Annotated in this window: 20 protein-coding genes; 12 read left to right on the top strand and 8 right to left on the bottom strand. The window is 71.5% G+C overall.

Translation table 11 applies throughout. The annotated features are described in order from the left end of the window. Window positions 1-21: 21 nt before the first annotated feature. A complete protein-coding gene (gene glpK, locus ACQPXS_RS06455; RefSeq protein WP_433447804.1) occupies window positions 22-1,536 on the top strand; it encodes a glycerol kinase GlpK in 1,515 nt (504 codons plus the stop codon). A gap of 52 nt (window positions 1,537-1,588) precedes the next feature. Beyond that, complete coding sequence (locus ACQPXS_RS06460) at window positions 1,589-1,897, top strand: hypothetical protein (RefSeq protein WP_433447806.1); 309 nt, start codon at window positions 1,589-1,591, stop codon at window positions 1,895-1,897. Window positions 1,898-1,907: 10 nt separating this feature from the next. On the opposite strand, the gene ACQPXS_RS06465 is transcribed toward ACQPXS_RS06460, so the two are convergent. Next, window positions 1,908-2,558 carry a TetR/AcrR family transcriptional regulator gene (locus ACQPXS_RS06465; RefSeq protein WP_433447809.1) on the bottom strand — a complete coding sequence of 217 codons (651 nt, stop codon included), beginning with the start codon at window positions 2,556-2,558 and terminating at the stop codon, window positions 1,908-1,910. Between the two features lie 252 nt (window positions 2,559-2,810). Here ACQPXS_RS06465 and ACQPXS_RS06470 point away from each other — a divergent pair, with 252 nt between their 5' ends. The 5 genes from ACQPXS_RS06470 to hemC all read left to right on the top strand — a co-directional run bounded on the left by ACQPXS_RS06470 (window position 2,811) and on the right by hemC (window position 7,612). Continuing rightward, window positions 2,811-4,310, top strand: coding sequence for an MFS transporter (locus tag ACQPXS_RS06470; protein WP_433447812.1), 1,500 nt, complete (start codon window positions 2,811-2,813; stop codon window positions 4,308-4,310). A gap of 165 nt (window positions 4,311-4,475) precedes the next feature. Then, entirely contained in the window at window positions 4,476-5,432 is a 957-nt protein-coding gene (locus tag ACQPXS_RS06475; protein ID WP_433455731.1) for an ATP-dependent DNA ligase, read from the top strand. A gap of 113 nt (window positions 5,433-5,545) precedes the next feature. Then, window positions 5,546-6,064, top strand: coding sequence for a hypothetical protein (locus tag ACQPXS_RS06480; RefSeq protein WP_433447814.1), 519 nt, complete (start codon window positions 5,546-5,548; stop codon window positions 6,062-6,064). Further along, window positions 6,061-6,537 (top strand): N-acetyltransferase family protein, encoded by a 477-nt coding sequence (locus ACQPXS_RS06485; protein WP_433447816.1) that lies wholly within the window; start codon window positions 6,061-6,063, stop codon window positions 6,535-6,537. The genes ACQPXS_RS06480 and ACQPXS_RS06485 overlap by 4 nt, the downstream gene beginning before the upstream one ends. A gap of 139 nt (window positions 6,538-6,676) precedes the next feature. After that, on the top strand, window positions 6,677-7,612 hold the full coding sequence (gene hemC, locus ACQPXS_RS06490; protein WP_356306821.1) for a hydroxymethylbilane synthase: 936 nt from the start codon (window positions 6,677-6,679) through the stop codon (window positions 7,610-7,612). A gap of 30 nt (window positions 7,613-7,642) precedes the next feature. Here the strand turns inward: hemC and ACQPXS_RS06495 are convergent, their stop codons facing one another. From ACQPXS_RS06495 to ACQPXS_RS06510, 4 genes are all read right to left on the bottom strand, one after another. Then, on the bottom strand, window positions 7,643-8,167 hold the full coding sequence (locus tag ACQPXS_RS06495) for a hypothetical protein (RefSeq protein WP_433447818.1): 525 nt from the start codon (window positions 8,165-8,167) through the stop codon (window positions 7,643-7,645). Between the two features lie 190 nt (window positions 8,168-8,357). Next, entirely contained in the window at window positions 8,358-9,218 is an 861-nt protein-coding gene (locus tag ACQPXS_RS06500) for an ABC transporter permease (RefSeq protein WP_356306815.1), read from the bottom strand. Beyond that, on the bottom strand, window positions 9,178-10,017 hold the full coding sequence (locus tag ACQPXS_RS06505) for an ABC transporter ATP-binding protein (RefSeq protein ID WP_433447821.1): 840 nt from the start codon (window positions 10,015-10,017) through the stop codon (window positions 9,178-9,180). The genes ACQPXS_RS06500 and ACQPXS_RS06505 overlap by 41 nt, the downstream gene beginning before the upstream one ends. Window positions 10,018-11,296: 1,279 nt before the next feature. Then, a complete protein-coding gene (locus tag ACQPXS_RS06510; RefSeq protein WP_433447823.1) occupies window positions 11,297-11,791 on the bottom strand; it encodes a MarR family winged helix-turn-helix transcriptional regulator in 495 nt (164 codons plus the stop codon). Between the two features lie 251 nt (window positions 11,792-12,042). On the opposite strand from ACQPXS_RS06510, the gene ACQPXS_RS06515 reads away from it, so the two are divergent. Then, a complete protein-coding gene (locus ACQPXS_RS06515) occupies window positions 12,043-12,840 on the top strand; it encodes an RNA polymerase sigma factor SigF (protein ID WP_433447825.1) in 798 nt (265 codons plus the stop codon). A gap of 72 nt (window positions 12,841-12,912) precedes the next feature. Here the strand turns inward: ACQPXS_RS06515 and ACQPXS_RS06520 are convergent, their stop codons facing one another. Continuing rightward, window positions 12,913-13,227, bottom strand: a complete 315-nt coding sequence (locus ACQPXS_RS06520; protein ID WP_433447827.1) for an ANTAR domain-containing protein — start codon at window positions 13,225-13,227, stop codon at window positions 12,913-12,915. Between the two features lie 128 nt (window positions 13,228-13,355). Between ACQPXS_RS06520 and ACQPXS_RS06525 the strand changes: the two genes are divergently transcribed. Continuing rightward, the gene (locus ACQPXS_RS06525; RefSeq protein ID WP_433447829.1) at window positions 13,356-14,165 is read left to right on the top strand and encodes a VOC family protein; all 810 of its coding nucleotides are present in this window, start codon (window positions 13,356-13,358) and stop codon (window positions 14,163-14,165) included. Window positions 14,166-14,190: 25 nt separating this feature from the next. On the opposite strand, the gene glgX is transcribed toward ACQPXS_RS06525, so the two are convergent. Then, entirely contained in the window at window positions 14,191-16,335 is a 2,145-nt protein-coding gene (gene glgX, locus ACQPXS_RS06530; RefSeq protein ID WP_433447831.1) for a glycogen debranching protein GlgX, read from the bottom strand. Next, window positions 16,332-16,874: a pep a2 gene (locus tag ACQPXS_RS06535; RefSeq protein WP_356306797.1), complete on the bottom strand. Its 543-nt coding sequence runs from the start codon at window positions 16,872-16,874 to the stop codon at window positions 16,332-16,334. Before ACQPXS_RS06535 ends, glgX begins: the two co-directional genes overlap by 4 nt. 327 nt (window positions 16,875-17,201) lie before the next feature. Here ACQPXS_RS06535 and ACQPXS_RS06540 point away from each other — a divergent pair, with 327 nt between their 5' ends. The 3 genes from ACQPXS_RS06540 to treS all read left to right on the top strand — a co-directional run bounded on the left by ACQPXS_RS06540 (window position 17,202) and on the right by treS (window position 21,315). After that, entirely contained in the window at window positions 17,202-17,501 is a 300-nt protein-coding gene (locus tag ACQPXS_RS06540) for a DUF5133 domain-containing protein (RefSeq protein WP_351801877.1), read from the top strand. Between the two features lie 107 nt (window positions 17,502-17,608). Then, on the top strand, window positions 17,609-19,600 hold the full coding sequence (locus ACQPXS_RS06545) for an alpha-1,4-glucan--maltose-1-phosphate maltosyltransferase (protein ID WP_433447834.1): 1,992 nt from the start codon (window positions 17,609-17,611) through the stop codon (window positions 19,598-19,600). Further along, on the top strand, window positions 19,597-21,315 hold the full coding sequence (treS, locus tag ACQPXS_RS06550) for a maltose alpha-D-glucosyltransferase (protein ID WP_433447837.1): 1,719 nt from the start codon (window positions 19,597-19,599) through the stop codon (window positions 21,313-21,315). The genes ACQPXS_RS06545 and treS overlap by 4 nt, the downstream gene beginning before the upstream one ends. The last annotated feature ends 6 nt before the right edge of the window (window positions 21,316-21,321 follow it).

A 21,321-nucleotide genomic window follows, 5' to 3' on the forward strand; every position in this document is an offset into this window, starting at 1 on the left:
CGTCGGAAGGCAGACCCGATCATGGCCGAACGGTATGTAATGTCCATCGATCAGGGCACCAACTCGACCCGATGCATCCTGTTCGACCACCGTGGGCGGCTGGTCTCGGTCGCGCAGAAGGAACACCAGCAGCACTTCCCCCGGCCCGGCTGGGTCGAGCACGACGCCACGGAGATCTGGCAGAACCTGCGGCACATCGTGCCCGAGGCGCTGTCCGACACCGGTGCCGGCAAGGAGCAGGTCATCGCCATCGGCCTGGCCAACCAGCGCGAGACCACGGTGCTCTGGGACCGGCGGACGGGCGTCCCCCTGGGCCGGGCGATCGTCTGGCAGGACACCCGCACGGCTCCGCTCGTCGACGACCTCATGCAGCGCCCCGGGGAGGGGTTCTTCCTGGAGCGGTGCGCTCTGCCGCCCTCGACCTACTTCTCCGCGCTGCGGATCCGGTGGCTGTTCGACCACGTCAAGGGGGTCGAGCAGCGCGCCAAGGACGGCGAGGTGCTGTTCGGCACGATGGAGAGCTGGCTGATCTGGAATCTCACCGGCGGCGCCGACAGCGGCCTGCACATCACCGACGCCACCAACGCCAGCCGCACCATGCTGATGAACATCCGCACACTCACCTGGGACGACGAGCTGCTGGCCTTCTTCGGGGTGCCCCGCGCGATGCTGCCCGAGATCCGGCCCTCCGCGGAGACGTACGGCGAAGCCCGCTCGCTGCTGCCCGGGGTCTCCATCACGGCCGCCCTCGGCGACCAGCAGGCCGCGCTCTTCGGCCAGACCTGCTTCTCCCCCGGCGAGGCCAAGTGCACCTACGGCACGGGCAGCTTCCTGCTGCTCAACACCGGCACCGAGCTGGTGCGGTCCCGGCACGGGCTCCTCACGACCGTCGCGTACAAGATCGGGGACCAGGAGCCGGCCTACGCCCTGGAAGGGTCGATAGCCGTCACCGGTGCGCTCGTCCAGTGGTTCCGTGACCGGCTGGGCCTGATCAGCAGCGCCCCGGAGATCGAGACGCTCGCGCGGACGGTCGAGGACAACGGCGGCTGCTACATCGTGCCCGCGTTCTCGGGCCTGTTCGCCCCCCGCTGGCGCAGCGACGCACGCGGGGTCATCGTCGGCCTCACCTCGTACATCACCAAGGGGCACCTGGCGCGTGCCGTGCTGGAAGCCACCGGATGGCAGACCCGGGAGGTCGTAGACGCCATGAACGCCGACTCCTCGGTCTCCCTCCGGCAGCTCAAGGTGGACGGGGGCATGACCGCGGACAACCTGCTCATGCAGTTCCTGGCGGATGTGCTCGACGTGCCCGTGGTACGGCCCATGGTCGCCGAGACGGTCTCCCTGGGCGCCGCCTACGCGGCCGGGCTCGCCGCCGGCTACTGGCCCGATCTGGAGGTGCTGCGCCGCAACTGGCACCGGGCCGCCCAGTGGCTGCCCGACATGGACCCCGCACTGCGGGAGTCGGAGTACGACAACTGGCAGCGGGCCGTCGAACGGTCACTGGGCTGGGTCAGACCGCCACGCTCCCCCTGACACGGCCCCGCCGGGGCGCCGGAAGCACCGGCCGGCCGTTGCGGGCAATCACTTGCTTGACTCAGGTAAGCCGACCGTGGTCGGCGCGGCCAGGTGGGGTGCGCGGCTGGTCATGGTGGCCGTGCAGAAGAAGGGTCCGGAGATCGGCCTCGGCGGGATGGTGCGCAGCGAGCTGACCCTCATCGCGTCACAGGGGTATCCCACGGAGATCTTCGAGGTGACGCCTCAGCTGGTCGAGCACCACGAGCGCTTCGCGCAGTTGATCAGCCACCGGGTGCCGTTCGCCGAGGCGGACCGGGCCTTCGGGCTGGCGCTGACGCCGGGGGCGGCGGAGAAGGTCGTGGTGACCTTCGATGCGTGAAGCCCGGGGCTCAGCGAGCAGGCCCGACCGGGGCCAGCCACAGTCCCAGGATGGCGTCCGTGAGGCCCATGGCCGCCTCCGACCAGGTGGCTCGCGGGGTCGGGGTGCCCTCGGCGAGGGAGCGTTCCCGCTCGGCGCAGGTGTGCAGGATCAGCAGGCGGACCATCTGGCCCCGTTCGGCGCGGACCTCGGGCGGCAGTTCCGGGAGGGTGCGGTCCAGCCCCTCGATCGCCTGCCGCAGCGCCGGCGAGGCCATGGACTCCTCGACCATGGTCTCGTGCAGCGCCGGGTCGGTCATGACCTGGGCGCAGAACCTGGCGTACCAGGTCGGGCTGCCGAGCCCGGCCAGATGCTCGGTCACCGGACGCACCAGGCAGTCGACCCAGTCCCGTACGTCGCGGGAGTCGGCGGCCGCGGCGAGGGCCCGCTCCCTGAGCACCTCGATACGTTCGGCGTGCCGGCGGGCCACCGCGCGGACCAGGTCGGCCTTCGTGCCGAAGTGGTAGCCGACCGCCGCGTTGTTGCCCTGGCCGGCGGCCTCGCTGACCTGGCGATTGGAGACTGCGTACACGCCGTGCTCGGCGAACAGCCGTTCCGCCGCGGTGAGGATGGCCTCCCGCGTCGCGCTCACCTGCTCGGCCCGCGCCGTCCTGCGCGCCATGCCCACCACCGCTCCGGGACTGTGCACCACCCCGGGGCGGCCGGTCCCGCACGACCCCCCGGGAGCCTCGACCGGGGCGGCGAGGTCCAGCCGAAGAAGCCTACGGTGCGCGCGCACCCCGCCGGGGACGGCCCCGCGCACGGCGCCCTGTCGTCTCACTAAAGTAAGTCAAGCATTTGACTTAAACGTGGGCCGGACCCCCGGCCGGTGTCCGTTCGTCCATGAACCGCTCCTCGGAAGGTCCCTCTTCTCATGTCCGATGCCCCCGCCCGGCCCGCCGAGGCCGGCAGATCCGTTCCGTCGCGGCCCGGCGCCGTGGTCGCGATGCTGGCCCTGGCCGGTATCACCGTGTCGCTGATGCAGACCCTGGTGATCCCCATCGTCCCGGAGCTGCCCGGCTATCTGCACGCCTCCGCGTCCGACGCCGCCTGGGCGGTCACGGCCACCCTGCTGGCGGCCGCCGTCGCCACTCCGGTGGCGGGCCGGCTCGGTGACATGTTCGGCAAGCGGCGCCTGCTGCTGGTCAGCCTGGTGCTGCTGGTGGCCGGTTCGGTGGTGTGCGCGCTCAGCGACGCCCTGGTCCCGATGATCGTCGGGCGTACCCTCCAGGGCCTGGCCGCGGCCGTCGTGCCGCTCGGCATCAGCATCATGCGGGACGAGCTGCCGCCGGAGAAGCTGGCCGGCTCGACCGCGCTGATGAGCGCCTCGCTCGGCGTCGGCGGTGCGCTCGGGCTGCCCGCCGCCGCGTTCATCGCCGACCACTTCGACTGGCATGTGCTGTTCTGGACGTCGGCCTCCCTCGGCGTCGTCGCCTTCGCGTTCGTCCTGACCCTGGTGCCGGAGTCCGGCGTGCGCACGGGAGGCCGCTTCGACCTCGTCGGGGCGCTCGGCATGGCCGTCGGGCTCGTCTCGCTGCTGCTCGCCGTCTCCAAGGGTGCCGACTGGGGCTGGGACAGCGGCACCACCCTGGGCCTGTTCGCGCTGGCGGTCGTCGTCCTGGCGGCCTGGGGCGTCTTCGAACTGCGCACAAGCGCCCCGCTGGTGGACCTGCGCACCACGGCCCGCCGCCAGGTGCTCTTCACCAACCTGGCGTCCGTCGCGTTCGGCTTCTCGATGTTCGCGATGTCCCTGGTCCTGCCGCAGCTGCTCCAGCTGCCCACGCAGACCGGCTACGGCCTCGGCCGGTCCATGCTCGCCGTGGGGCTGGTCATGGCCCCGCAGGGCCTGGTGATGATGGCCATGGCGCCCATGTCCGCCGTGATCACCAAGGCCCGGGGTCCGAAGACCACCCTGATGCTGGGAGCGCTGATCGTCGCCGCCGGATACGGCCTCAACATCGTGATGATGAGCGAGGTCTGGCAACTGGTCCTGGTCTCCTGCGTCATCGGCGCGGGCGTCGGCTTCGCGTACGGCGCCATGCCGGCCCTGATCATGGGCGCGGTCCCGCCGTCGGAGACGGCCGCCGCGAACAGCCTCAACACGCTGATGCGCTCCATCGGCACGTCCGTGGCCAGCGCCGCCGCCGGGGTGATCCTGGCGCAGATGACGATCAGCCTCGGCGGCCACACGCTGCCCTCCGAGAACGGCTTCAAGGCCGTCATGGCGATCGGCGCGGGCGCGGCGATCCTGGCCTTCGCCCTCGCGTCCTTCCTCCCCCGGCCCCGCCCGGCCACCCCGGCCCCCGTGCCGGCGCCCACGGAGCCCTCGGCGGAGACGGTCGGCTGCGGCGGGCGTCGCCGGCAGCGACCTTGAGCCAGGCGCTGCCCGGGAGCGGAGAGCACGAGGCCGACGGTTCCCTTCGACCGGTGCCCGGCCCGGGCCCGTTCAGGGGAACCGGCGGCCGAAGGGGCGTGAGGGCGCCGGGAGCGGTCGAGATCTTCAGCCGTGACCGCCGCGCCCTTGCCGCTCATCGCGCCGATGCTCGCCACTCCCGGCGCCCTGCCGCCCACCGCCCAGGACCAGCGGTGGGCGTACGAGACCAAGCAGGACGGCCAGCGGGTGATGGTCTATCTGCCCGGCGACGGCAGCCTGCTGCTGCGCGCCCGCTCGGGTGAGGACATCACCGCGGCCTATCCCGAACTGCGGCCGCTCGGCGGCGCGCTGGGCACCACGCCCGCCGTACTGGACGGCGAGGTGCTGGCCCTCGACGAACACGGCCGGGCCGACTTCCAGCTGCTGCAGAGCCGGATGGGCCTCGCGCACGCCCCCGCGCGGGCGGCACGCCGGGCCGCCCAGGTGCCGGTGCATCTGGTGCTGTTCGACGTGCCGTACCTCGATCAGCCCCTGCTGCGGCAGCCGTACGCACGGCGGCGGGCCCGGCTGACGGAGCTGGGCCTGGCCGGGCCGTACTGGTCGACTCCGGGTGCGGTGACCGGCCATGGTGCCGAGGCGCTCGCCGCGACCAGGGAGCACGGCCTGGAGGGTCTGGTGTGCAAGCGGCTGGACTCGGTGTACGAGCCCGGAGTCCGCTCCCGGGCCTGGATCAAGATCCGGAACATGCGCGCCGAGGACGTGATCGTCGGTGGCTGGCTGCCCGGCAAAGGACGGCTGAGCGGGCTGCCCGGCGCGGTGCTGGTCGGACAGCGCGACGCGGGTGGCCGGCTGCGGTACGTCGGCGGGGTGGGCACCGGCTGGAACCAGGCCGAGCGGACGGAGCTGGCCGCGCTGCTGCGGGACGCGGCGAGCGAGCGGTGCCCCTTCGATCCGGTGCCGCGTGTCCCGGGCGCCCGCTGGGTGCTGCCCCGGCTGGTCGGCGAGGTCAGCTACAGCACCCGTACCCGTGCCGGACTGCTGCGCCAGCCGTCCTGGCTGCGGTTCCGCCCGGACCTCGCCCCCGAGGAATCCGCGGCGGACCTGCCGGAGGGCTTCGGCTGAGGAGACACGCCGGCAGCCGCCCTGCCGCACCGTGCGCCGCGATGCCGTACGGTGCGCGCCGCGTGCGGAACGCCGCCATGGACGCCCGCGCACCGAGCCCCCATCATGGCCGGATGGATCTTCACGTGGAGCTGCCCCCTGCGATCGACGCGCCCGGACTGCTTGCCCTCGCCGAGGGGCATCACGGCCGTGTCGCCCGGGCGCTGGGTGTCCGGGAAGCCGCCGGTCACCTCGTCAAGGTGTACGCGCTGCAGGCGCCGGGACGTACGGTCGGTCCGCAGGCCGTGGACACGGCGCTGGACCTGGCCGCGGGCCATCTGACCCTGGGACGGGTACGCGGCTCGCTGGGCCTCGCGGTGCTGATCGTGCACGCGGGCGGCGACGGCGACTACGTCCTCGTCCACAGCTGGATCGAGGGACACATGTCCGACCTGGCCGTGTTCACGGGCCCGGCCGGGCGGCCGGCCGAGCTGCGGCCGGGCCGGGCGGGGCTCGCGCCGTGCGTCTGGGAGGCCGCGCTGCTGGCCCACGAGCGGGAGGCGTTCTCCCGGCACGTCCTGGACGGCACGGGCCCGCTCGCCGAGCGCCTGACCGCCTGGGGCACCGACACCCTGGAGGGCGAGGTCCGATGACCGGCACTCCGCCGGTGCGGCCCGCCGGCCGCGCCGATCTGCCGCGCGTGGCCGAACTGGCCGCCCAGCACGCGGAGTACGAGCGCGCCGCCCCGCCGGCGCCGGACCTCGCCGCCCGGCTGGCCGGCCTGCTGTTCGACACGCCCACCCCGCGGCTGCGCTGCCTGGTCGCCGAGGCCCCGGACGGCGAGATCGTCGGCTACGCCACCTGCGCGCCCGAACTGTCCACCTGGGACGGACGGGAGTATCTGCTCTTGGACTGCCTGTTCCTGGCCCCCGGCCACCGCGGCCTCGGCCTCGGCCCGCTGCTCATGGAGGCGGTGGTCGCCGAGGCGCGGCGGCTCGGCGTGGCTCAGGTGCAGTGGCAGACGCCTGCCTGGAACGAGGGCGCGGTCCGGTTCTACGACCGGCTCGGCGCCCGCGCGAAGGAGAAGCTGCGCTACACCCTTCCGGTCGGCGAAGCCGGCGCCTGAACCGGGCACCGGCCGCCGCCCGGGAGCTGTGTCCGCGGCTCCTCGGGGGCGCGGGTATCGGGACGGCGTGCTTCGAGGAGACAGCGGTGTTCGACCGGTCCCTGACCGGGCGTCGCGTCCGAAGGTCTATCGTGTCCCCATGTCCGTCCCGGAATTGATCCGTATCGTCTCCCGCGACTCCCCCATGGCCCTGGCCCAAGTCGAGCGAGTCCGCGCCGAGTTGGCCGTGCTGCACCCCGGTGTGCGCACCGAGGTGGTGCCGGTGAAGACCACCGGCGACAAGTGGCTCGGCGATCTGTCCCAGGTCGAGGGCAAGGGGGCGTTCACCAAGGAGGTCGACGCGGCCCTGCTGGCCGGGGAGGCCGATCTCGCGGTGCACTGCGTCAAGGACGTGCCCGCCGACCGGCCGCTGCCCGCCGGGACGGTGTTCGCCGCCTTCCTGAAGCGGGACGACATCCGGGACGCGCTGATCCACCCGGGCGGGCTCACCCTGGACGAGTTGCCGGCCGGCACCCGGATCGGCACCTCCGCGGTGCGCCGCGTGGCCCAACTGGCGGCCACGCACCCGCATCTGGAGTGCGTGCCGTTCCGCGGCAACGCCAACCGCCGGCTGGAGAAGCTGGCCGCCGGGGACGCGGACGCCCTGCTGCTGGCGGTGTCCGGTCTGGAGCGGATCGGCCGCACGGACGTGATCAGCGAGGTGCTGTCGACCGAGACGATGATGCCGCCGATCGGCGCGGGCATCCTCGCCCTTCAGTGCCGGGAGGACGACACCGCCCTGATCGACGCCGTCAGCGGGCTCGGCGATCCGGACACCTACCGCGAGGCGACGGCCGAGCGGATGTTCCTGCATGTGCTGCAGGGCCACTGCAACAGCCCGATCGCCGGCTACGCGCGCGTGGATCGCGGCGGGGAACTGTCCCTGCGGGCCTGTGTGTTCACCCCGGACGGCAAGACCAGGCTGAACGCCCACGAGTGGGCGGGCCGGCTCGATCCGGCCACGCTCGGCACCTCGGTCGCGGTGGCGCTGCTGCGACAGGGCGCGCGGGAGATCATCGACGGCATCCCGCACTGACCGTAGGCGCCGAGGTCGGCGCCGCCCGGATCAGGCGGTGCCCGGCTCCGTCTGGTCCTTCAGGAAGGCGCTGACCTGATGGGCCAGGCTGCCCTGCCCGGCGGCCGCGGGGGCGGCCGCCGTGGTCGCCTCCAGGACGCCGATGCCGCCGGTCCACAGCCGGCGGTCGGCCCACTCCTCCTCCACCCGCAGCTGCACCTGCACGTCCACGTGGCTCAGGGCGGCCTCGGGAGCGGCCGCGTAGATCACGGCGGTGGCCCGGCGCAGCGGGTAGACGTCGAAGCCCTCGATGAACTGCGAGTTGCGCCAGTCGATGAACGCGCCCTCGCCGTCCGGGCCGACCCGGACGTCGATCTGGCCGTCCTCCAGGTGGATGCCGTAGTGCCGGGCGCCACGGTTCTCGACCGTCACCCGGACGCTGAAGTACGTCAGCCCGGCGGCGGCGTCGTCGCGTCCGCGCGGCGGCTCGGCTGCCTCCAGGCGGTGGACGCGGATCCGCAGACCGGCATGCTCGTCGTACTCGTGCCAGTCCCCGACCACGTTCGGCTCGTACACAGTGCCCCTCTCGACCTTCGAGAGCTGCTGTCTATCTGTGCGCCGAGCGCACTGTCAAATGAGCAGAATGCGCTGTGGCCAGCGGGTTCGCCCGCTTTGATCAGTGATCAAGCGCTGCGCAGGAACGATGCGTTCGCGGCGCGTGTGACGGGGGCAGGGGTGCGTGCCGCACATCACGTCCGCGGCAAGATCACCGGGCCAGCCGGCCGAGCAGCGCGGAGGCCGCGGTGATGCCGAGCGCGGCGGCCACCGCCAGGACGGCGAAGTCGGTGCCGAGGTGCGCGGGCGTACCGAGCAGCAGGCCACGCAGAGCGTCGACCTGATAGCTCAGCGGGTTGACCTTGCTGACGGCCTGGAGCCAGCCCGGCATCACCGAGATGGGGTACAGAGCGTTGGAGCCGAAGAACAGCGGCATGGTGATCGCCTGGCCGAAGCCCATCAGGCGGTCGCGGCTGAGCACGATGCCGGCGATGGTCATCGACAGACAGGAGAAGAACGCCGAGGCGAGGACGACGGCGAACGCGACGCCGAGCAGCTTCAGCGGGTTCCAGGTGAGGGCGACGCCGAGCACGGCGGCGATGACGATCACGACGATCGCCTGGATCAGCGACTTCACCCCGGCGGCGAACGCCTTGCCGGTGATCAGTGCCGAGCGCGGGGTCGGGGTGACGAGGAGCTTGTTCAGGATGCCCGCGTCGCGTTCCCAGATGATCTGGATGCCGTAGAAGATCGCGATGAACATCGCCGACTGGGCGATGATGCCGGGCGCCATGAAGTCGATGTACGGCACGCCGCCGGTGGGAATCGCCCGGATCCGGGTGAAGGTCTGACCGAAGATCAGCAGCCACAGGGCGGGCTGGACCGCGCGGGTGTACAGCTCGGTGCGGTCGTGCCGCAGCTTCTGCAGCTCTACGGCGCACATGGCGACGACCCGGGCTGGCAGCAGCCGCCAGCCGGCGCGCGGCACGGGCGGGCTGAGCAGCAGGGCGGTGTCGCTGCCGGGGGCGCGGTCAGCCGACTCGGCGCGCGGTGCGGCGGGTGCTGCGGACATCGCGGAAACCTCCTCCGGAGTGGGCGTCGAGGCCGCTGCCGGCGACGTCGCGGAAGACGTCCTCCAGCGTGGGCAGGGTGTCGGTGCCCTGGCGTTCGGCGAGGCCGCGGCGCAGCTCGGCGGGGGTGCCGAGGGCGCGGATGCGGCCGCGGTGCATCAGGCCGACCCGGTCGCAGTACTGGTCGGCCTCGTCCATGTAGTGGGTGGTGACGAGGACGGTCATCCCGGTGGCCGCGCGGACGGCGTTGATGTGCTCCCAGACGCCGGTGCGGGCGATCGGGTCGAGCCCGATGGTCGGCTCGTCGAGGATCAGCAGCCGAGGCGCGCTCACCAGGGCCTGGGCCAGCTCCAGGCGGCGGACCATGCCGCCGGAGTAGGTCCCGGCGAGCCGGTCGGCGGCGTCCGCGAGGCCGACGGCGGCCAGCGCCTGGCCGACCCGTGCGGCACGCTCGCGGCGGGGGACGTCGAAGACCCGGGCGAACAGGGCGACGTTCTCCCGGCCGGTCAGCCCGCTGTCGGCGGACAGCTGCTGCGGGACGTAGCCGAGCAGCCGGCGCACCGCCATCCGCTCCTTGGCCGCGTCGTGCCCGAAGACGCCGACCATGCCGGCGGGGACGGGCAGCAGGGTGGTGATGCAGCGGATGGCGGTGGTCTTCCCGGCACCGTTCGGCCCGAGCAGCCCGAACACCTCACCCTCCCAGACGGCCAGTTCGAGCCCGTCGACGGCATTGGTGTCCCCGAAGGCATAGACGAGCCGGGTACAGCTGACGGCCTCGGCGACGGGGGCGGGCGTGACCACGTGAGGTGCGGCTACAGGGTCCGTCCTGGGTGCGGAGGCGAGCGGGGGGCGGGCCGCAATGCCGTCGCCATCGGGTGCCGAGGCAGCCAGGGGGCGCGCGGCAACGCCGTCGTTGCCGGGTGCCGAGGCAACTGGGGAGCGCACGGCAACGCCATCGGCGTCGGGCGCCGAGGCAGCCGGGGGACGCACGGCTTCGGCGGCAGTACCGACGGCGTCGGCGGGCTCGGGAGCCGTGCCGACGGCTCCCGCGGAGCCGATGGCCGCGGTGGGTGCGCGGTGCGCTTCGCCGGGCGCACCAGGGGCCGCATCGGCGCCGACGACTTCGGCGGGAACGTCGGTGCGTGCGTCGGACTCGGGGGCCACACCGACGGTTCCCGCAGAGCCAGTGGCAGCGATGGGTGCGCCAGGCGCTTCGGCGGGCGCACCAGGGGCATCGGCACCGACCTCTTCGGCCGGAACGTCGGTGCGTGCGGCGGATCCAGGCGCCGCACCCACCGTTTCCCCCGAGCCCATAACAGCGGTCGGTGCGGCGGGAGCCTCGGCGGGCGCCCCACGGGCCGCATCGGCGCCGACCGCTTCGCCGGGAACGTCGGTGGCCGCGGCGAACTCGGGCGCCACACTCACCGTTCCCCCAGAGCCAGTGGCAGCGATGGGTGCGCCAGGCGCTTCGGCGGGCGCACCAGGGGCATCGGCACCGACCTCTTCGGCCGGAACGTCGGTGCGTGCGGCGGATCCAGGCGCCGCACCCACCGTTTCCCCCGAGCCCATAACAGCGGTCGGTGCGGCGGGAGCCTCGGCGGGCGCCCCACGGGCCGCATCGGCGCCGACCGCTTCGCCGGGAACGTCGGTGGCCGCGGCGAACTCGGGCGCCACACTCACCGTTCCCCCAGAGCCAGTGGCAGCGATGGGTGCGCCAGGCGCTTCGGCGGGCGCACCAGGGGCATCGGCACCGACCTCTTCGGCCGGAACGTCGGTGCGTGTGGCGGATCCAGGCGCCGCACCCACCGTTTCCCCCGAGCCCATAACAGCGGTCGGTGCGGCGGGAGCCTCGGCGGGCGCCCCACGGGCCGCATCGGCGCCGACCGCTTCGCCGGGAACGTCGGTGGCCGCGGCGAACTCGGGCGCCACACTCACCGTTCCCGCGCCGAAGCCGTCAGTGGTGTCGACGGCGTCGTCAGGGGTGCCGAGGGTGTCCATCGAGTTGCCGGGGCTGTCCTTGGTGCCGGCCGCGTTGTCCGGGGTTTCGGTGCCGTCTCCCGTCATGCGCTCTGGACCTCCGTCATGCTTCCTCGGCCTCCTCGTGCAGGCCGGCCGCCAGCTTGCGCAGGGCCGGGAGGGCCGCGCGGAGGGCCTCGCGGTCGGTGTCGTCGAGGCGGGCCACGTGCCGGCCGACCAGTTCGGCCCGGCGCCGCTTCCAGTCGCCGAGCCGTTTCTCCGCTGCCTCGGTCAGCTGCAGCCGGGCCGCGCGCCGGTCGGCGGGGTCGGTCTCGCGGAGCAGATATCCGCCCCGGACCAGCTGGTTGACCAGGGTCGACACGGAGTTGCCCGCCAGGTGGAGGGCCTTCGCCGCGTCCGAGACGCCGATGGCGGGCCGGGACTCGACGAGCCGGAGCAGTTCCACCTCGGCACCGCGCAGCCGGGGCACGCTCAGACCGCCGCGCAGCCGTCGCCGGATCAGCCGCTGGACGCGTACCAGCGCGTCCGCCAGCTCCTCCTGGAACGTCTCGGACTCCGTTGCCGCTCGCTGCGCCGCAGCCGCCCTATCGGGTTCCACGCCAGAAGATTACCTCTGTAACAGAGATATATGGCCAAGCGGAAGTCAAAGATCGGCCCGGTCTCATCCCATTTGTACTTAATTGGTTTGCGATGTCCGTGAGGGGGAATGCGATGGACAGTGCTTCGGACCGTAGGCACGTCCGTGGGAGTCGGCTCTTCGCCGTACGCCCCGCTTCCCCTTTTTCTGGTCCGAGCGCGCGCCTCCCACGGTGTCTGTACACCCAGCACCTGCTGAGAGAGGTGCGCATCATGCCTGTCACCGGCAGCACGACCTCACGTCCCCACCCACACGACGACGCCCCCGACACGGCGGAGTCCTTCGAGCGGCTCGCGCAGCTGCCCGACGGCGCCGAACGGCGGGCGTTGCGCGATGAACTGGTCGAATTGTGGCTGCCCATGGCCGAGCGGATCGCCGTGCGGTTCCGTGGCCGCGGGGAGACGCTGGAGGACCTGTATCAGGTGGCCGCCCTCGGTCTGGTGAAGGCCGTCGACCACTACGACCCCGGGCGTGGCCGTGCCTTCGAGGCGTATGCCGTGCCCACCATCACCGGTGAGATCAAGCGGCACTTCCGTGATCACATGTGGACCCTGCACGTGCCGCGCCGGGTGCAGGACCTGCGCAACCGGGTCCGCTCCGCCGGCAAGGAACTGGCCCAGGGCACCTCGGGGCGTCCGCCCACCGTGGCGGAGATCGCCGCCTACACGCGGCTCAGCGAGGACGAGGTGCGCACCGGCATGGAGGCGCTGGAGTGCTTCTCCGCGCTGTCACTGGACGCCGAGGTGGCCGGCACCGACGGCTACGCCCTCGGGGACTCCCTGGGCGGCCCCGACCCCGGATACGACCTCGTGGTCGACCGGGCCGCGGTCAAGCCGTGTCTCGCGGCGCTGCCGGAACGCGAGCGCGTCATTCTCTACCTGCGGTTCTTCCGCGGGATGACGCAGAGCCGAATCGCCCAGCAGCTGGGTATCTCGCAGATGCACGTCTCGCGGCTGCTCAGCAGCTGCTTCGACCGGCTGCGCGAGGAACTGCTCGCCGAGGCCCACTGAATCCGGGCCCGCTGAGATCCGCCAATCCACGCCCGCCGAATCCGCCGGCGCGTCCCCCGCCCCCGTCGAGGCTCACCCCTCCCAGGTCCCGGGCATCTGCGTGGGGCCGTACCGGTCGAGGGCGTCCTCCAGCTCGGCGCAGACCTCGGGCGGGATGTCGCCGCGGCGGCCCCAGATCAGGATCAGCTCCGCGATGTTGCGCAGCTTGATGTTCGTGTGCTGCGAGACCTCCCTCAGCACCTCCCAGCCCTCGTCCGGCGTCACCCTGCCCAGGGCCACCACCATCCCGATCGCCTGGTCGACGACCGCGTGGGAGATCACGGCCTCCTTCATCTGGTCGACCTCGGCCTGCAGCTCGGAGAGACGGTCGGGCTCGTTCGCTCCCATGTCCCCATCGTGCTCGCCTGCCTGGGGCGATGCCACCGGGGGTACTCGACAGGCACCCGACCCCCTTCCGGTTGGACACTGGAGCGAGAACGGTGGCCGCCCGGCCCCGAGAGCAGGACGCGACCGACATGAACCACAACGCACCCGTCAGTGGTGGACCGCGGAGGCGAGACGTCGTCTCCACGCACTCCGTCTTCGGCGCCCCGTGCTGGGTCAGCCTGACCAGCCGTGACCTCGAGGCCACCCAGGACTTCTACACGGCCGTCCTGGGGTGGCGCTGGCGCGGCGCGAAACTCGGCGAGCACTTCCGGATCGCGCTGGCGGACGGCGTGCCGGTGGCCGGTATCGCCGCCGTCGCCGCCATGTGGCAGATGGCCGTGGCCTGGACGCCGTACTTCGCCGTGCCGGACGCCGACGTGGCGGTGGCCCGGGTCCGCGAACGCGGCGGTACGGCGGCCGTCGGGCCGCTGTCCTTCCCGCCGGGGCGTGCCGCGCTGCTCGCCGACCGGGACGGGGCCACGTTCGGCATCTGGCAGGGGGAACTGGTCGCCAACTGGGAGGCCTGGCGGCGGGCGTCGCCCACCTTCATCCGGCTGCACACCCGCGACGCCTTCGACGCCGCGATGTTCTACGGCGAGATCCTCGACTGGGCGTCCGGGCTGCCCGGCTGTTGCGAGGTGGAGTACGACGGCGGCGAGGTGGTGCTGCGCAGCCAGGGCGACATCGTGGCGCGCATCGACTCGGGCGCGGTGGAGTCGGCACCGGATCCCTCCGTACGCCCGCACTGGCAGATCCACTTCACTGTCGCGGACGTCACGGACTGCGCCCGGGCGGCGGAGAAGCACGGCGGCAGCGTGCTGCGCGAGGACGAGACGGAGGCGATCCTGCGGGACGCCGACGGCGCGCAGTTCACGGTGACGGCACGCGGCACTCGCTGACCGCGACGCACGCGCGGACGGGCGGTCAGCTCGCCACCCGCGACGGTCTGGACAGCAGGATCAGACTCCGGGCCTCCACCCGAAGCCGCGTGCCGGCCTTGCGTTCGCGCTCGTCGGGGATGCCGTCCGGGTCGGCGGTGTCGATCAGGGTGGTCCAGCGTTCGCCGAAGGTGCCGTCGGGCAGGCGGAAGTCGACCGGCTCCCAGTAGCCGTTGACGAGCAGCAGGAAGGAGTCGTCGACCATCCGGCGGCCGTAGGCGTCGCGTTCGGCGATGGCATCGCCGTTGAGGAACACCCCCACCGAGTGCGCGTCGCCGCGCTGCCAGTCCCGGCCGGTCATCTCACGGGCGTCGGGCCTGAGCCACATCAGGTCGGGCAGCGGTTGCCTCGCATGGGTCGCGGTCTCGCCGTGGAAGAAGCGGCGGCGGCGCAGCACGGGGTGCGCGGCGCGCAGGGCGATCAGATGCCGGGTGAAGTCCGCGAGGCTGCGCTGCTCCTCCGTCAGCCCCCAGTTCACCCAGGAGATCTCGTTGTCCTGGCAGTAGGCGTTGTTGTTGCCCTGCTGCGTGCGACCGAGTTCGTCGCCGTGGCAGAGCATCGGGATGCCCTGCGACAGCAGCAGGGTGGCGAGCAGGTTGCGCTGCTGGCGGGCGCGCAGTTCGAGGACGGCCGGGTCCTTGGTGGGGCCCTCGGCGCCGCAGTTCCAGGACCGGTTGTGGCTCTCGCCGTCCCGGTTGTCCTCGCCGTTGGCCTCGTTGTGCTTGTCGTTGTACGACACCAGGTCGCGCAGCGTGAAACCGTCGTGCGCGGTGACGAAGTTGACGCTCGCGCGCGGCCGGCGCCTGCTGTGCTGGTACAGGTCGGAGGAGCCGGTCAGCCGGGAGGCGAACTCGCCGAGCGAGCCGGGCTCGGCCCGCCAGAAGTCCCGTACGGCGTCCCGGTACTTGCCGTTCCACTCCGACCACAGCGGCGGGAAGTTGCCGACCTGGTAGCCGCCCTCCCCCACGTCCCAGGGCTCGGCGATGAGCTTGACGCGGCTGATCACCGGGTCCTGCTGGATCAGGTCGAAGAACGCCGAGAGCCGGTCCACCTCGTGGAACTGCCGCGCCAGCGTGGCCGCGAGATCGAAGCGGAAGCCGTCGACACGCATCTCGGTGACCCAGTACCGCAGCGAGTCCATGATCAGCTGGAGCACGTAGGGGTGCCGCATCAGCAGGCTGTTTCCGGTGCCGGTGGTGTCGTAGTAGTGCGCCCAGTCGCCGTCGACCAGGCGGTAGTAGGACGCGTTGTCGATGCCCCGGAAGGACAGCGTGGGGCCCATCTCGTTGCCCTCGGCGGTGTGGTTGTAGACCACGTCGAGGATGACTTCGAGGCCGGCCGCGTGCAGCGCCTTCACCATGGCCTTGAACTCGTTGACCTGCTGGCCGAGGGTGCCGAAGGCGGCGTAGGCGTTGTGCGGGGCGAAGAAGCCGATGGTGTTGTAGCCCCAGTAGTTGGACAGGCCGCGGTCCTGGAGCACGCCGTCCTGCACGAACTGGTGCACCGGCATCAGCTCCACCGCGGTCACGCCGAGCGAGGTGAGGTGCTCGATGACGGCGGGGTGGGCGAGACCGGCGTAGGTGCCGCGCAGCCGCTCGGGGACGTCGGGATGGGTGCGGGTCATGCCACGCACATGGGCTTCGTAGATCACCGAGTCCGAGTACGGCGTGCGGGGCGGGCGGTCGTCGCCCCAGTCGAAGTACGGGTCGGTGACCACGCCCAGCATGGAGTGCCCGGCGCTGTCGGCCGGGGCCGGGCCGTCCGGGTCGCGTTCGTACAGCGAGGCGTGGTTGTCGATCTGGCCGTCCACGGCGCGCGCGTAGGGGTCGAGCAGCAGCTTCGCCGGATTGCAGCGGTGGCCGAGCGAGGGCTGCCAGGGGCCGTGCACCCGGTACCCGTAGCGCTGGCCCGGCGCGATGCCGGGCAGGTAGGCGTGCCAGACGAATCCGTCGACCTCGTGCATCCGGACCGGGGTCTGGGTGCCGGCCTCGTCGACGAGGATCAGGTCGACCCGCTCGGCCACCTCGCTGAACAGGGCGAAGTTGGTGCCCTGTCCGTCGAACGCCGCCCCCAACGGGTAGGGCTGCCCGCTCCACACGGGCAGCCCTTTCCTTCTCGTGCGGGCGGTCACCGGCTGCCCTCCAGGGCGTCGTCCGGAGCAGCCTTCGCGGCGAGCATGTCGTCCATGGCTCCCGCGGGCGCGGCCAGCACCGCCACCGGCGTCTCGCGCGGCACCTGCAGCCCCTGCCGCAGCGTCGGCGCGGGGGCGGTCGGGACCAGCGGGACGCGCTGACCGGCGCGGGCTCGCTGCGAGAACCAGATGATCTTGCTGCCGGTGTCCGAGGCGCAGCAGCCCCAGCCGTCGCTCATGGCGGCGATGTCCGCCAGGCAGGACCGCAGGTCCTGGTCGGGGCGCAGGTCCGGGTCGTCGCCGCCGAAGGCGGTGATGAGGTGCTGGCCGTTCCACCACATCTCGATGGAGGTGTGCTTGTCCGTCGCATGCTCGTCGATCGCCCGCAGCAGCAGTTCGGCGCCGCGGCACACGGGATCCGAGAGGTTCTCGAGGTCCCAGTAGCGGAGGTGGGCGGCCAGGATGCGGCTGACCTGTCCCACCCGTTCCGGGCTGACTTCCACGTCGAGGTGGTAGTAGCAGGGCACTGCGGTCTTCATCGTCGCTTGCTCCTCACCGGCGAAGCTCTCGCTCCCCTCGCCCGTCCGGGAGAGGTCCCGGATGTCCGTCCGGGAGGGATCCCGGACACATAGCGTGAGCGCTGATCGCTTCTGAGTCACCTCCACGGTGACCGCACTACGCCATTCGTGCAACACGAGGGCACGACACACATCCGTCGTTGAAGATCCAACAAGACGCTGCGTCGTCGTCCGTGCACCATAAGTGAAAGCCTCGATCGCCGTAACGGTGCCGTGCCCTTCCGTGCGCGGACACCACCCGACCGTCGGGAACGCGCCCAGTCGAGAGCGTGGAAGGTGAAGAGGGCGATGCTGCTACCCGCCAAGGCCGAAGTGGCCCGGGCGTTGCGGCGTTTCCGGGCGTGGGAGCGCGTCATGCTCGCCTCGCCCCACGACCGCACGGTCCGGGCCACCTTCGAGGACTCGGGCTACACGCTGTGCGTACTGATGGGCAAACGCTGCGCCCGCGAGGCCGCGGACGCAGCCGAACGCTATCTGCGCACGAATCTGGTCACCTACCTGCGCGAGCAGGACGGCCGGCCGCGGCCGCGCCGATCGGCCAGAAGAGCGCCGCCATCGGAGCGGCGTTCCACGGCGCCAAGCCCCTGAGCTGGCACCGTACAAGGCGTTCCCCTCGGGGCCGGCGTGAGCCGGCCCCTCTCGGATCGCGAAGCCGGGCCGGGTGCCCGGCTTCGCGCACGGCGGAGGTGAGATACATGCGCAGGACCCCGGCCATCGGCCGTGTACCGGTACGCGACGTCCGGCCGGCCGTGGAGTGCGGCAGGCGCCCGGCGAAAGCGGTGGCCGGGGAGACCTTCCGGGTCACGGCCACCGTGTTCCGTGAAGGGCACGATGCCGTGGGTGCCAATGTGGTCCTGCGCGATCCCAAGGGCCGCCGTGGCCCGTGGACGCCGATGCGGGAGCTGTCCCCCGGCAGTGACCTGTGGGGTGCGGACGTCACCCCGGACGCGACGGGCCGCTGGACCTTCCGGGTGGAGGCCTGGAGCCATCCGCTGGCGACCTGGCGGCACACCGCCTCGGTCAAGGTGCCGGCCGGGATCGACATCGGGCTGGTGCTGGAGGAGGGCGCCGAGCTGTACGAGCGTGCGGCCGCCGGAGTGCCGAAGGGCCCGGAGCGGAACGTCGTCCTCGCCGCCGCTCAGGCCCTCGGCGACGACTCCCTGTCGGTGCACGAGCGCCTGAAGTCCGCGCTGTCGCCCGAGGTGGACGCGCTGCTGGACCGCTATCCGTTGCGGGAGCTGGTCACCGCCTCCGATGCGATGCCGCTGCTGGTGGAGCGGGAGCGGGCCCTGTACGGCTCCTGGTACGAGTTCTTCCCGCGTTCCGAGGGCACGGCCGAGCAGCCGCACGGCACCTTCCGCACGGCTGCGCGCCGGCTGGAGGCGATCGCGGAGATGGGCTTCGACGTCGTCTATCTGCCGCCGATCCATCCCATCGGCACGACGTTCCGCAAGGGGCCCAACAACACGCTCACCGCCGGGCCGCAGGACGTGGGCGTGCCCTGGGCCATCGGCTCCCCCGAGGGCGGGCACGACGCCGTCCACCCCGCCCTCGGCACCATCGAGGACTTCGACTTCTTCGTCGGCGAGGCGGAGAAGCTGGGCCTGGAGGTGGCGCTGGACTTCGCGTTGCAGTGCTCCCCCGACCATCCGTGGGTGCACAAGCATCCGGAGTGGTTCCATCACCGCCCCGACGGCACGATCGCGTACGCCGAGAACCCGCCGAAGAAGTACCAGGACATCTATCCGATCGCCTTCGACGCGGACATGGACGGGCTCATCGCCGAGACCGTCCGCATCCTGCGGCACTGGATGAGCCACGGCGTGCGCATCTTCCGCGTCGACAACCCGCACACCAAGCCGGTGGTCTTCTGGGAGCGGGTCATCGAGGAGGTGAACCGCAAGGACCCGGACGTGATCTTCCTGGCGGAGGCGTTCACCCGGCCCGCGATGATGCACACCCTCGCCCAGATCGGCTTCCAGCAGTCGTACACCTACTTCACCTGGCGCAACAGCAAGCAGGAACTCACCGAGTACCTCAGCGAGTTGTCCGGTGAGGCGGCGGCCTACATGCGGCCGAACCTCTTCGCCAACACCCCGGACATCCTGCACGCCTACCTCCAGCACGGCGGCCGTCCCGCCTTCGAGGTGCGGGCCGTGCTCGCCGCGACCCTCTCCCCCGCCTGGGGCATCTACAGCGGCTACGAGCTGTGCGAGAACACCCCGCTCAGGGAGGGCAGCGAGGAGTACCTGGACTCGGAGAAGTACCAGCTCAAGCGACGGGACTGGGAGGCGGCCGCGCGTGAGGGCCGCACCATCGCGCCGCTCATCGCCAAGCTCAACGACATCCGACGGCAGCACCCCGCGCTACAGCGCCTGCGGAACCTCCGCTTCCACCAGACGGACAACGATGCCGTGCTCGCCTACAGCAAGAGCACGGGCGCCGACACGGTCATCGTGGTCGTCAATCTCGATCCGCACCACACCCAGGAGGCCACGGTCTCGTTGGACATGCCGCAACTCGGCCTGGAATGGGACTCCGCCCTGTCCGTGCACGACGAACTGACGGATGAGACGTACCACTGGGGCAGGACCAACTACGTGCGCCTGACGCCCGGCAGCAGGCCGGCGCACGTGCTCCACGTCGGGCGATCGACGCCCCAGAACGGAGGGCCCGCGGCCTCATGACCGTCAACGAACCCGTACACGACACCTTCGAGGACACTCCCGCCAAGGACCGGGACCCGGGGTGGTTCAAACGCGCCGTCTTCTACGAGGTCCTGGTCCGCTCCTTCCAGGACAGCAACGGCGACGGCATCGGCGACCTGAAGGGTCTGACCGCCAAGCTCGACTATCTGCAGTGGCTCGGCGTGGACTGTCTGTGGCTGCCGCCGTTCTTCAAGTCACCGCTGAGGGACGGCGGTTACGACGTCTCCGACTACACCGCCGTCCTGCCGGAGTTCGGTGACCTCGCCGACTTCGTGGAGTTCGTCGACGCCGCCCACCAGCGCGGCATGCGCGTCATCATCGACTTCGTCATGAACCACACCAGCGACCAGCACCCGTGGTTCCAGGAGTCCCGCAAGAACCCCGACGGCCCGTACGGGGACTACTACATGTGGGCCGACGACGACAAGCAGTACGAGGACGCGCGGATCATCTTCGTCGACACCGAGGCCTCCAACTGGACCTTCGACCCGGTGCGCGGCCAGTACTACTTCCACCGCTTCTTCTCGCACCAGCCGGACCTCAACTACGAGAACCCGGCCGTGCAGGAGGAGATCCTGGCGGCCCTCAGGTTCTGGCTGGACCTCGGGATCGACGGCTACCGGCTCGACGCGGTCCCCTACCTCTACGCAGAGGAGGGCACCAACTGCGAGAACCTGCCGGCGACCCACGAGTTCCTGAAGCGGGTCCGCCGTGAGATCGACGCGATGTACCCGGACACCGTGCTGCTGGCGGAGGCCAACCAGTGGCCGGAGGACGTCGTCGACTACTTCGGCGACTACGGCTCCGGCGGCGACGAGTGCCACATGGCCTTCCACTTCCCGGTCATGCCGCGCATCTTCATGGCCGTACGCCGGGAGTCCCGCTACCCCGTCTCCGAGATCCTGGCCAAGACGCCGGCCATCCCCTCCGGCTGCCAGTGGGGCATCTTCCTGCGCAACCACGACGAGCTGACCCTGGAGATGGTCACCGACGAAGAGCGCGACTACATGTGGGCCGAGTACGCGAAAGACCCGCGGATGCGCGCCAACATCGGCATCCGCCGCCGCCTCGCGCCCCTGCTGGACAACGACCGCAACCAGATCGAGCTGTTCACCGCGCTGCTGCTCTCGCTGCCCGGCTCGCCGATCCTCTACTACGGCGACGAGATCGGCATGGGCGACAACATCTGGCTCGGCGACCGGGACGCCGTGCGCACCCCCATGCAGTGGACCCCCGACCGCAACGCCGGCTTCTCGACGTCCGATCCGGGACGCCTGTACCTGCCGACGATCATGGACCCGGTCTACGGCTACCAGGTCACCAACGTCGAGGCGTCGATGTCGTCGCCGTCGTCGCTGCTGCACTGGACCCGCCGCATGATCGAGATCCGCAAGCAGAATCCCGCCTTCGGTCTCGGCTCGTTCACCGAACTGCAGTCCTCCAACCCTGCGGTCCTGGCGTTCCTTCGCGAGTACGGCGACGACCTGGTGCTGTGCGTCAACAACTTCTCCCGCTTCGCGCAGCCCACCGAGCTCGACCTGCGGGCCTACGACGGCCGGCACCCGGTCGAGCTGATCGGCGGGGTGCGTTTCCCCGCCATCGGTGAACTTCCCTACCTGCTCACCCTGCAGGGCCACGGCTTCTACTGGTTCCGGCTCACCCGAGTCGCATCCCGCATCGGCCGCCGTCGCTGAACGACC

The sequence above is a fragment of the Streptomyces sp. CA-142005 genome, from assembly GCF_050942335.1.
GTDB lineage: Bacteria > Actinomycetota > Actinomycetes > Streptomycetales > Streptomycetaceae > Streptomyces.